Annotated in this window: 15 protein-coding genes; 1 reads left to right on the top strand and 14 read right to left on the bottom strand. The window is 50.3% G+C overall.

The annotated features are described in order from the left end of the window. The 3 genes from LZP96_RS22495 to LZP96_RS22485 form a co-directional block, all read right to left on the bottom strand. A partial coding sequence (locus tag LZP96_RS22495) for a WbuC family cupin fold metalloprotein (RefSeq protein WP_258926362.1) occupies nucleotides 1-319 on the bottom strand: 319 nt, incomplete at its 3' end. Nucleotides 320-577: 258 nt separating this feature from the next. Continuing rightward, complete coding sequence (locus tag LZP96_RS22490; protein WP_000027057.1) at nucleotides 578-1,438, bottom strand: broad-spectrum class A beta-lactamase TEM-1; 861 nt, start codon at nucleotides 1,436-1,438, stop codon at nucleotides 578-580. 182 nt (nucleotides 1,439-1,620) lie between these two features. Continuing rightward, nucleotides 1,621-2,178: a recombinase family protein gene (locus tag LZP96_RS22485; RefSeq protein WP_001235713.1), complete on the bottom strand. Its 558-nt coding sequence runs from the start codon at nucleotides 2,176-2,178 to the stop codon at nucleotides 1,621-1,623. Nucleotides 2,179-2,341: 163 nt separating this feature from the next. Here LZP96_RS22485 and LZP96_RS22480 point away from each other — a divergent pair, with 163 nt between their 5' ends. Then, entirely contained in the window at nucleotides 2,342-5,347 is a 3,006-nt protein-coding gene (locus LZP96_RS22480) for a Tn3-like element Tn3 family transposase (protein WP_001143760.1), read from the top strand. 1,004 nt (nucleotides 5,348-6,351) lie between these two features. Here the strand turns inward: LZP96_RS22480 and LZP96_RS22475 are convergent. The 11 genes from LZP96_RS22475 to LZP96_RS22425 form a co-directional block, all read right to left on the bottom strand. Beyond that, entirely contained in the window at nucleotides 6,352-6,777 is a 426-nt protein-coding gene (locus LZP96_RS22475) for a hypothetical protein (RefSeq protein WP_053389868.1), read from the bottom strand. A 12-nt stretch (nucleotides 6,778-6,789) separates the two neighbouring features. Beyond that, nucleotides 6,790-7,230 carry a hypothetical protein gene (locus LZP96_RS22470; protein WP_053389867.1) on the bottom strand — a complete coding sequence of 147 codons (441 nt, stop codon included), beginning with the start codon at nucleotides 7,228-7,230 and terminating at the stop codon, nucleotides 6,790-6,792. Nucleotides 7,231-7,301: 71 nt separating this feature from the next. Beyond that, a complete protein-coding gene (locus tag LZP96_RS22465; RefSeq protein ID WP_053389866.1) occupies nucleotides 7,302-7,589 on the bottom strand; it encodes a hypothetical protein in 288 nt (95 codons plus the stop codon). Nucleotides 7,590-7,697: 108 nt separating this feature from the next. Beyond that, nucleotides 7,698-7,901, bottom strand: coding sequence for a hypothetical protein (locus LZP96_RS22460; RefSeq protein ID WP_075849260.1), 204 nt, complete (start codon nucleotides 7,899-7,901; stop codon nucleotides 7,698-7,700). Nucleotides 7,902-7,996: 95 nt separating this feature from the next. Beyond that, complete coding sequence (locus LZP96_RS22455) at nucleotides 7,997-8,278, bottom strand: hypothetical protein (protein ID WP_223307984.1); 282 nt, start codon at nucleotides 8,276-8,278, stop codon at nucleotides 7,997-7,999. A 61-nt stretch (nucleotides 8,279-8,339) separates the two neighbouring features. Then, nucleotides 8,340-8,603 (bottom strand): hypothetical protein, encoded by a 264-nt coding sequence (locus tag LZP96_RS22450; protein ID WP_053389863.1) that lies wholly within the window; start codon nucleotides 8,601-8,603, stop codon nucleotides 8,340-8,342. 86 nt (nucleotides 8,604-8,689) lie between these two features. Next, nucleotides 8,690-9,343: a ParA family protein gene (locus LZP96_RS22445; protein WP_053389862.1), complete on the bottom strand. Its 654-nt coding sequence runs from the start codon at nucleotides 9,341-9,343 to the stop codon at nucleotides 8,690-8,692. Nucleotides 9,344-9,510: 167 nt separating this feature from the next. Next, nucleotides 9,511-9,963, bottom strand: a complete 453-nt coding sequence (locus LZP96_RS22440; RefSeq protein WP_053389861.1) for an antirestriction protein — start codon at nucleotides 9,961-9,963, stop codon at nucleotides 9,511-9,513. 259 nt (nucleotides 9,964-10,222) lie between these two features. Then, the gene (locus tag LZP96_RS22435) at nucleotides 10,223-10,978 is read right to left on the bottom strand and encodes a tyrosine-type recombinase/integrase (protein ID WP_053389860.1); all 756 of its coding nucleotides are present in this window, start codon (nucleotides 10,976-10,978) and stop codon (nucleotides 10,223-10,225) included. A gap of 998 nt (nucleotides 10,979-11,976) precedes the next feature. Continuing rightward, nucleotides 11,977-12,168: a ribbon-helix-helix domain-containing protein gene (locus LZP96_RS22430; RefSeq protein WP_072161072.1), complete on the bottom strand. Its 192-nt coding sequence runs from the start codon at nucleotides 12,166-12,168 to the stop codon at nucleotides 11,977-11,979. Between the two features lie 184 nt (nucleotides 12,169-12,352). After that, on the bottom strand, nucleotides 12,353-12,607 hold the full coding sequence (locus LZP96_RS22425; protein ID WP_053389859.1) for a hypothetical protein: 255 nt from the start codon (nucleotides 12,605-12,607) through the stop codon (nucleotides 12,353-12,355). Between the last annotated feature and the right edge of the window lie 144 nt (nucleotides 12,608-12,751).

Raw genomic sequence — 12,751 nt, 5'->3', positions numbered from 1 at the left:
TATCCAGCGACAGCACGGCATGCCAGGTTCCTGCGGCCATCTCCAGCACCGTACAGGTTTCCCCCAATATCGCCCGATGGGTGACGGTACCCCGATCGTCAAAATTCAGCACCACGAAACGACCCCTTAATGGCAACAGTAGCTCGAAGGTGTGAGGGTGTCGGTGCGGGCGCACGTAGGTCCCAGGTTCCATGGCAATAGCCAGACGTTGGACCGAATCGCTTAATTCTGGATGGAAATTACGGTGCGCGCGGAGCCGAGGCGATTGCACAGCCGCTGCGCTCTGTTGCTGCATATCGCTCATGGTAATTTGTTTCATCAGGATGACCTTGTCGATTAATGAATTGGGGGGGATTACCGTATGACGTCAGGGTGACAGAACCCGCAGAGCAAGTGAAGAACTGGGTTTGCCAATTTTTCCCTATCCTGATTTACTGAAATGGTATTGACGGTAGTGCTGATATTCAGGCCACTTTTTTAGTTGATAAAAGTCTGTAATTCTTTTTACCGTCTGGGAAAAATTTACGGTGGTAATCACCCCCCAATTATTTCAGTATGAGTAAACTTGGTCTGACAGTTACCAATGCTTAATCAGTGAGGCACCTATCTCAGCGATCTGTCTATTTCGTTCATCCATAGTTGCCTGACTCCCCGTCGTGTAGATAACTACGATACGGGAGGGCTTACCATCTGGCCCCAGTGCTGCAATGATACCGCGAGACCCACGCTCACCGGCTCCAGATTTATCAGCAATAAACCAGCCAGCCGGAAGGGCCGAGCGCAGAAGTGGTCCTGCAACTTTATCCGCCTCCATCCAGTCTATTAATTGTTGCCGGGAAGCTAGAGTAAGTAGTTCGCCAGTTAATAGTTTGCGCAACGTTGTTGCCATTGCTGCAGGCATCGTGGTGTCACGCTCGTCGTTTGGTATGGCTTCATTCAGCTCCGGTTCCCAACGATCAAGGCGAGTTACATGATCCCCCATGTTGTGCAAAAAAGCGGTTAGCTCCTTCGGTCCTCCGATCGTTGTCAGAAGTAAGTTGGCAGCAGTGTTATCACTCATGGTTATGGCAGCACTGCATAATTCTCTTACTGTCATGCCATCCGTAAGATGCTTTTCTGTGACTGGTGAGTACTCAACCAAGTCATTCTGAGAATAGTGTATGCGGCGACCGAGTTGCTCTTGCCCGGCGTCAACACGGGATAATACCGCACCACATAGCAGAACTTTAAAAGTGCTCATCATTGGAAAACGTTCTTCGGGGCGAAAACTCTCAAGGATCTTACCGCTGTTGAGATCCAGTTCGATGTAACCCACTCGTGCACCCAACTGATCTTCAGCATCTTTTACTTTCACCAGCGTTTCTGGGTGAGCAAAAACAGGAAGGCAAAATGCCGCAAAAAAGGGAATAAGGGCGACACGAAAATGTTGAATACTCATACTCTTCCTTTTTCAATATTATTGAAGCATTTACCAGGGTTATTGTCTCATGAGCGGATACATATTTGAATGTATTTAGAAAAATAAACAAATAGGGGTTCCGCGCACATTTCCCCGAAAAGTGCCACCTGACGTCTAAGAAACCATTATTATCATGACATTAACCTATAAAAATAGGCGTATCACGAGGCCCTTTCGTCTTCAAGAATTTTATAAACCGTGGAGCGGGCAATACTGAGCTGATGAGCAATTTCCGTTGCACCAGTGCCCTTCTGATGAAGCGTCAGCACGACGTTCCTGTCCACGGTACGCCTGCGGCCAAATTTGATTCCTTTCAGCTTTGCTTCCTGTCGGCCCTCATTCGTGCGTTCTAGGATCCTCCGGCGTTCAGCCTGTGCCACAGCCGACAGGATGGTGACCACCATTTGCCCCATATCACCGTCGGTACTGATCCCGTCATCAATGAACCGGACTGCCACGCCCTGAGCGTCAAATTCCTTTATCAGTTGGATCATATCGGCAGTGTCGCGGCCAAGACGGTCGAGCTTCTTAACCAGAATGACATCACCTTCCTCCACCTTCATCCTCAGCAAATCCAGCCCTTCCCGGTCTGTTGAACTGCCGGATGCCTTATCGGTAAATATACGGTTTGCTTTCACACCTGCGTCTTTGAGTGCTCTGACCTGAAGATCAAGAGACTGCTGACTGGTTGAGACCCGAGCGTAACCAAAAAGTCGCATAAAAATGTACCTTAAATCGAATATCGGACAACTCATGTCTATTATTACAAATTTACGATTTAATAGACATATTAATGTAACAGTTTTACGATGTCCGATAATTTATAACATTTCGTACGGTTGGAAAAATGTTACTAAATGCCCGTCAGGCAGGGAGGCCGATATGCCCGTTGACTTTCTGACCACTGAGCAGACTGAAAGCTATGGCAGATTCACCGGTGAACCGGATGAGCTTCAGCTGGCACGATATTTTCACCTTGATGAAGCAGACAAGGAATTTATCGGAAAAAGCAGAGGTGATCACAACCGTCTGGGCATTGCCCTGCAAATTGGATGTGTCCGTTTTCTGGGCACCTTCCTCACCGATATGAATCATATTCCTTCCGGCGTCCGGCATTTTACCGCCAGACAGCTCGGGATTCGTGATATCACCGTTCTTGCAGAATACGGTCAGAGGGAAAATACCCGCCGTGAGCATGCAGCGCTGATACGTCAGCACTATCAGTATCGTGAATTTGCCTGGCCCTGGACATTTCGCCTTACCCGTCTTTTATATACCCGGAGCTGGATAAGCAACGAACGTCCTGGCCTGCTTTTCGATCTGGCGACAGGGTGGCTTATGCAACATCGTATTATTCTCCCCGGAGCCACTACGCTGACCCGGTTGATTTCAGAGGTAAGGGAAAAGGCGACGTTGCGCCTGTGGAACAAACTGGCACTGATACCGTCAGCCGAACAGCGTTCACAGCTGGAGATGCTGCTGGGGCCAACTGATTGCAGCCGCCTGTCTTTACTGGAATCACTGAAAAAGGGCCCTGTGACCATCAGTGGTCCGGCGTTTAATGAAGCAATTGAACGCTGGAAAACTCTGAACGATTTTGGCCTGCATGCTGAAAACCTGAGTACACTCCCGGCTGTGCGCCTGAAAAATCTCGCACGTTATGCTGGTATGACTTCGGTGTTCAATATTGCCAGGATGTCACCGCAGAAAAGGATGGCGGTTCTGGTTGCCTTTGTCCTTGCATGGGAAACGCTGGCGCTGGATGATGCATTGGACGTTCTGGACGCCATGCTGGCCGTTATCATCCGTGACGCCAGAAAGATTGGGCAGAAAAAACGGCTCCGCTCGCTGAAGGATCTGGATAAATCTGCATTGGCGCTCGCCAGCGCATGTTCGTACCTGCTGAAAGAAGAAACACCGGACGAATCGATTCGTGCTGAGGTGTTCAGCTACATCCCAAGGCAAAAGCTGGCTGAAATCATCACGCTTGTCCGTGAAATTGCCCGGCCCTCAGACGATAATTTTCATGAAGAAATGGTGGAGCAGTACGGGCGCGTTCGTCGTTTCCTGCCCCATCTGCTGAATACCGTTAAATTTTCATCCGCACCTGCCGGGGTTACCACTCTGAATGCCTGTGACTACCTCAGCCGGGAGTTCAGCTCACGGCGGCAGTTTTTTGACGACGCACCAACGGAAATTATCAGTCGGTCATGGAAACGGCTGGTGATTAACAAGGAAAAACATATCACCCGCAGGGGATACACGCTCTGCTTTCTCAGTAAACTGCAGGATAGTCTGAGGCGGAGGGATGTCTACGTTACCGGCAGTAACCGGTGGGGAGATCCTCGTGCAAGATTACTACAGGGTGCTGACTGGCAGGCAAACCGGATTAAGGTTTATCGTTCTTTGGGGCACCCGACAGACCCGCAGGAAGCAATAAAATCTCTGGGTCATCAGCTTGATAGTCGTTACAGACAGGTTGCTGCACGTCTTTGCGAAAATGAGGCTGTCGAACTCGATGTTTCTGGCCCGAAGCCCCGGTTGACAATTTCTCCCCTCGCCAGTCTTGATGAGCCGGACAGTCTGAAACGACTGAGCAAAATGATCAGTGATCTACTCCCTCCGGTGGATTTAACGGAGTTGCTGCTCGAAATTAACGCCCATACCGGATTTGCTGATGAGTTTTTCCATGCTAGTGAAGCCAGTGCCAGAGTTGATGATCTGCCCGTCAGCATCAGCGCCGTGCTGATGGCTGAAGCCTGCAATATCGGTCTGGAACCACTGATCAGATCAAATGTTCCTGCACTGACCCGACACCGGCTGAACTGGACAAAAGCGAACTATCTGCGGGCTGAAACTATCACCAGCGCTAATGCCAGACTGGTTGATTTTCAGGCAACGCTGCCACTGGCACAGATATGGGGTGGAGGAGAAGTGGCATCTGCAGATGGAATGCGCTTTGTTACGCCAGTCAGAACAATCAATGCCGGACCGAACCGCAAATACTTTGGTAATAACAGAGGGATCACCTGGTACAACTTTGTGTCCGATCAGTATTCCGGCTTTCATGGCATCGTTATACCGGGGACGCTGAGGGACTCTATCTTTGTGCTGGAAGGTCTTCTGGAACAGGAGACCGGGCTGAATCCAACCGAAATTATGACCGATACAGCAGGTGCCAGCGAACTTGTCTTTGGCCTTTTCTGGCTGCTGGGATACCAGTTTTCTCCACGCCTGGCTGATGCCGGTGCTTCGGTTTTCTGGCGAATGGACCATGATGCCGACTATGGCGTGCTGAATGATATTGCCAGAGGGCAATCAGATCCCCGAAAAATAGTCCTTCAGTGGGACGAAATGATCCGGACCGCTGGCTCCCTGAAGCTGGGCAAAGTACAGGTTTCAGTGCTGGTCCGTTCATTGCTGAAAAGTGAACGTCCTTCCGGACTGACTCAGGCAATCATTGAAGTGGGGCGCATCAACAAAACGCTGTATCTGCTTAATTATATTGATGATGAAGATTACCGCCGGCGCATTCTGACCCAGCTTAATCGGGGAGAAAGTCGCCATGCCGTTGCCAGAGCCATCTGTCACGGTCAAAAAGGTGAGATAAGAAAACGATATACCGACGGTCAGGAAGATCAACTGGGCACACTGGGGCTGGTCACTAACGCCGTCGTGTTATGGAACACTATTTATATGCAGGCAGCCCTGGATCATCTCCGGGCGCAGGGTGAAACACTGAATGATGAAGATATCGCACGCCTCTCCCCGCTTTGCCACGGACATATCAATATGCTCGGCCATTATTCCTTCACGCTGGCAGAACTGGTGACCAAAGGACATCTGAGACCATTAAAAGAGGCGTCAGAGGCAGAAAACGTTGCTTAACGTGAGTTTTCGTTCCACTGAGCGTCAGACCCCTAAAACCAGATCGGGATCCTTTTTGGATCTTTCTATCCTAGATAAAAGTAAAGTGATTAGTTATGATTAGCAGCAGAAAGAAGAACCCCCCGGTTATCCTGACTTTGGCGAGTAGGAGATAACCAGGGGGCGGGGGAAGCACCAGTTAGCTAGGAACTGATGCAGCGTAACCAACCTCTTGTGAAGGTTCACTGCCTCAATTTTAGACGTTCACGCTCGTGAAAGTCAACTAACCCTATCTGACTATTTTTTGTGCTTCCCCGTTAGCGGCTGCCGCCTCTGGCGTTATTCGTGTTTGTCCAGTTTGGGATCATGTGTTTGTTACTGGACGGGCGCGGCGGTCGGGCTGAACGGGGAGTTCGTGCATACAGCCCAGCTTGGAGCGAACTATCTAAACAGAGCCGAGAATCAGCAGCGTAAGCTATGAGAAAGCGCCACGCTTCCCGTAAGGGAGAACGGCGGTCAGATTCCGGTAAACTGCACGATAGGAACACAGGAGCGCACGAGGGAGCGATTCACCGGAAACGGTGATGATCTTTAAGCTGTGTCAGGTTTCGCCACTTCTGACAGATTCACGGTTGAGCTTTGCTCCCACAGATACGCCTGAAAAGTGTCTGTTTATGTGAACTCTGTCAGGAGGGCGGAGCCTATGAAAAAAGGGGGTGCGCGGCCTGATTCCTCGCGCTGACAGGCGGTTTTTTTTAGCAGCCTAGATTATGATGTAACTACAGGATGATTGCGGAAGGTCAGATTGAGGTGAGTCAGAAAGGAATCAGAATGAATAAGGGAAATTATTACTCTCTTGTCCCTGTGGGTAAGTGGTCAAAGGCTCGTGGGTGTGGTCAATCCTTGTGGTCAGGCTTTGGTCAGCTTGCTGTCCTAGCCTGTCCATCAAGGTTGTCCATACCCTTTAAGAGCCGGTCGCTTGCGATTGTCCACTTATCCATAGGGTTCAGGCACGATGCTGAAATTCAGCCAGGGCTCTTAGCGATTACGGCCTTATTGCCCCAGGGCATTACATAGGAACCGTCAGGCCGCTTCAGGCGAATGACTTCTTTCGGATACTGGCCTTCGCGTTCTACCGTCCAGACCTCTTTTTTCAGCGGTTCTCCGGCATTACTGAGTCTCACCGTAACCGCTTTATCATCCGGCTCAATGAAGATACAACCCGACTCTACCGCGCTACTCATTAGCGATTTGGGACACATCTTATCGCCGTACAGCACCGCTTTCTTGCCGTGATCGTCGATATTTAGGCCAGGCGATAAAACGATACCTGGCTGTTTCATACCCGCATCATTAAAAGCAGCCGTTAATGTGTTATCTGCCGCGTTCTGTACTTGATCGCAGCCAGCCATTAAGAAGCAACCGGCGACTATCCAGCTTTTTATCTTCATTCCCTGCCCTCCTTAAAATGGCTTTTCCATGTCAAAAATTCCCAGCACCGGGATAATTTCCTGACTGGCGCGACCGGTAAGCACCAGAAAGCGTCGCCACGGGCCATAGGGGATCTTCTCATCGCCGGATGTGTATGCGCGTATGCGACGACCGCCATTAGCCCCGGACAGGCCAAGCAGCGCCGCCAGTTTGTTTTCTGAAGCATATTCCGGGAAGCAGCTCTGAAAATGGGTGAACCACGCAGAAACGAGCGCCGCAGCGGGCGGTTCCCAGCCCTCATCGAGGGTGCGCAGGTGTTTGTCACCATAGGCAGCGGCATCGATGCCAGACGCAGCCGGATAGCGCGGGGCGTTCAGGTTTGCCCGTAACTGATCACAGCCCGCTTCAGCACCACGCTGAAGCAGCAACATACGTTGTTCATCGATACCAGGGAGATCTATTGAAATGCTCATACAATCCTCTCTGTGGAGAAATAAGGGCAGTAACCTGCCCTTATGCTTGATAGCGTCCTAACGCGATAGGTTTAACGCGGCTGAAGCGCGATATGCTTGATATCAGAAACGCGTATGTTCACTAAAGTCAGTGTGCCGGTAGCAACTGGTTCCCACATGCCCTGTGCATGTATGTGCATCAGGCAGTAAAACAGGTAGCGTGGAAGCAGTAAATCCGTCCTGACTACCTTGATCCCGATATGCTCAGGATTAAACGTGTATGTGGGTTCCCCTACCGCTTTCACGGTTCCTCTGCGCACAATCCAGAAATCAGCGTCTGGCGCGTTTACAGAGACTTTGGCTACATCTTGCAGTCTCATCGTTACTCCTGAATAACTAGCCTTCCCGGTCGGGCGGCTTTCTGTATTCGGGCGTAACTATATCAAGCAGTTGCGCTTTTGTGGCTCAGACTAACCCCACTAAAAGCCTTATTCGTTACCCTTAACCGATTTCAGTTCTTTCATGAATTTCAGCACGTCAGCGTACCGAAACCTGCGGGTTTGGCCTGTCTGGTGATACAGCGCAGGCGGCAACGCAACGCCATACACTTCACCCGTTGTCCTGTATTTGTGGATCAGCTCACCTTCTTTGATGTTTAGCCAGTCTGCGAACTCTTTGGTAGAAATTTCCATCTTTAAAACCTAGCATTCTTAGGTAAACCCTTAGGATGTTCTCAGGGATTCCAAAGGAATCCTAATGGATTTCCTTAGGGTTTATATAAGGACTCTTAACTCATTCTGCCGCTTTCACGATCAGACATAAGTTTTTCATACATGCGACTTTCGTGACCGGGTAACAACGAAATGTTGGTTATGTTGAAACGGTCTAAAACGCCCTGGAAGTAATCCAGTGTCAGGTTTTCCGGGGCGTATTCATCCAGGTTACTGTAAAGCGGCTCATCGGCATCAGGATCGATTACCATAAAGAACCAGCTCATCGGCTCATCCCATCCAAGCAATACCTCTACTGTGCCGTTCGGTGTCTCTCCATTCAGTCTGTACTGACTCATCGTATTTCCTCAGGATGTCTTTAGTGTTTTCTTAGGAAATCCCACGGATTCCCTAAAGGCATTACAGCGCCCCATCTCTTTCGAACTTTTCTCTTAACGCTTCCATGATGTAGCTTGAGAAGTCCAGAACGGTTCGGTTTGAATCGCGCAGTGCCTGGTGTGCGTCGAAGTAGCTCGCCGGAATCGCCTTGAGCGTCTTCGTGCGTACTTCTCTTTTAGCCGGTGCATCGGCTGGCGCTGGCGTATTCACTTTCAGCATTGCATCACCGATCTGTTCATCCGCAACGGCTTGATACAGGCTTGTTTTGTTTTTCTTGTTGGTCATTATGGAAACCTCAGATAGTGCATAATGGAATTATTTTAGGAATCCTAAGGATGTTTTAAGGATTCCCGTAAGGATTCCATTGTATATCATTCTTCGCTGGATAGCAGCGCCTGAATCTCAGCGACAACCTTCCGCAGCTCGCGCCCTGCCGGTGATGCCCTGCCGTTTTTAAGCTCAGTGATCCCCTGCCCGGTTTCCAGACTTTCCTGGAAGCCATAGCGACCGGTGCGATACGGCAAACGGTTAGAGAGCAGTTTCATGTGGCGGCTTTCGGCTATCTGGCTTTCCATCTTCGGGAAGTTCTTTTTGTTCGGCGGCGTCTTGCAGAGCAGAACATGAGTGACCAGCTCAACGCCGATTTGCTTGCTGATATCTGCCAGAACGTGATCGAAAGACGCCAGGCCGATCAGCTCGGTCGGGGAGTCGTTCGCCGGAACAATCACCAGGTCAGCGACCGCCACCACGGAGCGGGTAAGCTCGGAGTCAAAGCCGCCGCAGTCAACGTAAACCAGCTTACCGGCCTCGTCGCGTTCGCGGATGTAGCTCATCAGCTCTTTCTTATTGTTGAAGGTCAAAACAGGCCATTTCGCCTCATCCGGGCGCAGGCGGTTAAGGATGCTGATCCCCTTATGAACATCGATATCGATAACGTCATCTGGGCGCAGCTCGCCGATGAGGTGAACTGACGTGGTGGTTTTCCCGGTGCCGCCTTTGTTGTGTGCTGCTGCGATAACTGTCATAGCCGTTTTCCTTGTGTGCATTGGATAGGGATATATTACATAAACCTTTTGGATGTTCAAAGGATTTATTAGGGATTTCCCTAAGATTTCCATAAGGAGTCTTTAGCGCAGCGCAAAAAAAAACCGAACACTCAGAGAGTGTCCGGCTGATCAGGCGTTAACCTGTGTTAAACCAGCTTGATAAACTTCAGGTAAGCCCTGATGCCGTCAGCCTGGTTTTTCCTGTCTGCTTCCACAAAAAACGCTTCGAGCGCCAGTAACGCATCGTGAAAAGCCTGGTCGCGGGTGCGCTCAAATACAGCAGTAAGCACATCAAACGTCAGCGCCATGCCTAGCTGATGGTTGTCTATCGACACCGAGAAGTTACCGATCCTGATGGTAAAAACCCGTTCATCTGCCGGACAGAAGTAGAAACCACCGTTGCTCAGTTCCATGAATGACCAGCCCTGCCGGTGAAACTCAGGCAGACCGGTGACGTACTTATCAAACAACCGGTGTATCAGCATTTCCAGCATAACGGCCTTACCGTTAACGCAGCTTTTCAGCCTGGACTCAACCGTATAAAGGTAAAACTCATCGCTGTTACGGATTGCGGAAATTTCAGGGGGTAGGGTTTTCATAATGGCTCCTGACGGGAACCATATCGCCAGCGGCGATACAGTTCGCCGTAGCTTGAAGGGATTAAAAGGTGCGTTGCAACCGGCTATAGCGCACGTTGACCGGTAGCTTCATCATAACAATGAATGGCACGACTCACCAGGACAGGGCAGGGGGGCAATTTTGCAATCAAATCTGCGACCGGCGCCGCGCAGCTCGCGCCCCGGATGATTGCAAATTTCACGGCCAGATCGCCCTGCAGGGCGTTCTGGTGATTGCAAATCAGGGTAAGCGCAGCGGGTTTTCTGGCGGGTACGAAAAGCGGATTGTGTGATTTAGGCCAATTCCGACATCCAGCGCGAACACGCGCAGATAGTGCTGGGTGCTTTTGAAATCCTTATGCCCCATGTACGCCTGCAATGCAACCGGCAGCGCCCCGTTCATCGCCAGGTGCATCGCAAAAGAGTGCCGGAAGGTTTTCGGGCTGATCGCGGGAATAGTGAATTTCACGCCGCGCAGCCCGCACTCAGCCAGGGCGTTTTGCAGCCAGTGACGGGCGGTGTCGTCGGTTATCTCCCATACCGGCTTTGTGCGGTGTCGGGTGAAGGTCGCCAGGTGATCGCGCAGCCGCACAACAAACGCCTCATCGAGCAGCGGCACGGCGCGTTTAACCGGCTCTCCCTTGCGCGGGCGTCCGGTGCGGGGCTGCTGTCGCTGTTTAAGCGTATACAGCACGACATACGGCCTTCTGGCATCGAGGACAATATCAGCCGGGGTGACGGCTAATGCCTCATTAATCCGTGCGCCGCTGTTCCAGAGGAAATCAAACAGCATCCGCTGGCGCAGGTCGCCCACGGCATCGAGCAACACGCCGACTTCAGGCGCAAGCAGATATTTCGGATAGCCGGTTGTCTCGGCGGCAAGGTCGCGCATGGCGGCGGCAAGAGGGTAATCCATACCAAACCGTGCCGACGGGGTTCCGGGCGTCGTGACGCCGCTACGTGAAATCTGAAGGATTTCGGGGGGGAAGCTACTCAATTTTTTAAATCTCCGCACCACTGGCCTGTTACGTCTATTTTGACGTAACCGGGCGGGCTGTGCGCGAAGAAAAACTCCGCTGGCGCAGATTCTGATTCGGGGAAACCCTCCGCTCCCGGAGTTTTACCGAATGGCGCAGCCGGTTAAGCGGCGCGGCCTGCCCCGGCGCTGACCGCCTGACCACTATATCTGGTATGGTTCCCAGCTGAGAGAGACACTACATATAGTATTGTGCGCCGCAGCGGGGCGATTCGGTGTTATGAGGGTTTTACCGAATGCCCGGAGAAGGGCGTAAAAAAACCGCCTGGCGGCGGTCAGATGGCAGAAACCCCGCTCTAGGGCGGGGTTTCTTACCGTTACGTCAGTTTCGCAGGCTGGCATAACGGTGTGGTTAACTTCATTCTTAGCTCTTTCAGTGTACGTCATATGACCTACCTTATCAAATCCCACTTTGATAAGTCGTGCTTACGATTTATACTTCCGCATCGCTAAGTTGAATCCATATATTGCTTCAGTAAAAAAGCCGCGCAACATTGCGGCAATCAGTCATTTTAATCTCCTTAGTTAAAACTGATTTATTGGTAGCAGAGGGAACGAGCTGTAAGGAAGGAGTCCCAGACGAAGGGGGTCGCATCCCTGGGCCGGGGGCAATATATGTGTGGTTAACTTCATTCTTAGCGAAAGCGGAGTTCCGAAACCTTCTGGGCGCATATACGGCGGGAGGTAGGTAAACGCCACGCATCAGCATGAGGATGCGGGTTATGATCGAGCTTATTACGGCAGTGATTAATCTGGTGGCAGTCATACTGTCCCTGATCGAAAAGTTTCTTTAATCGGAGATAAAGTTCCTTCGGGAACATAAAACAGCTTCACGTTTTAGGCCGTCCCACCGGGGCGGCTTTTTTGTTGGCATGGCAAATGCGGCAGAATGGGGATGAATGCCTGGACAGAGGCGTAAAAAAACCGCCTGGCGGCGGCTTCTAATTAACAAGTAACTGTCAATCACCATTTGATTCAGTATGCGGCGTGATCGATACACCATGCTTTAGGAGTAAGTCCTCTATTGCCTCATCGAGTAACCGGCTCTTAGGGATGCGAGAACTCTTTGCCAGTTCATCAAAAAGCGGCACAAGGCGGTTCTCAAGAGAGGATGTAAAGCGGCGACGGTTCTTTAAATAGGGTTCTGCCATGTCAAAACTACCTTAATGGAAAATGGAGGTAGTGTAAGGTGACAGGAGATAGAATAAAGTGGTTGCAGATAGTCACTAACATGTTGCACATAGTGCCTATATAGTGCAATTATAGTTATGCCAACAGGCACCAGGGATTTATAAAAATAAGCACCTTTCAAGTCGCCTTAGGGCGACTTTTTTATTATCGTCCATACAGTGCCTTAGTAGCGTTTAAGAAATGATCATAGGCGCAATTAAAAGCGGCGTTTTCTGTATCGAATACCTTATCTGTAATACTTTCCCATTCCTTCGAACAACGATATTTGACTCGCCAGAAGTCATTAGAAGGCCAGATGATGTAATGGTAACTGCAATCGTAATCCATATCCCCAGATTGCATCCTTTCGCCGTCAGCTAACATATAAAAAATTGTACCGCCTACGATGAATTTCTTCATTTATGCTCCGGCATTTTAAAAGATAATTCTATTTATTATCTATATAATTCAGTTGCTTATGTTTAGTGCGACGTTCTAAGGATAGTCTGCTTAACATAAATAGCATTACCAGTTTAAATCCTACTCAAAATAATTGCTGAATTA

The sequence above is a fragment of the Huaxiibacter chinensis genome (genome assembly GCF_022171985.1).
Lineage (GTDB): Bacteria > Pseudomonadota > Gammaproteobacteria > Enterobacterales > Enterobacteriaceae > Enterobacter > Enterobacter chinensis_A.
The sequence above is the reverse complement of the archived record's forward strand: the minus strand, read 5'-3'. Positions and strand labels throughout refer to the sequence as shown.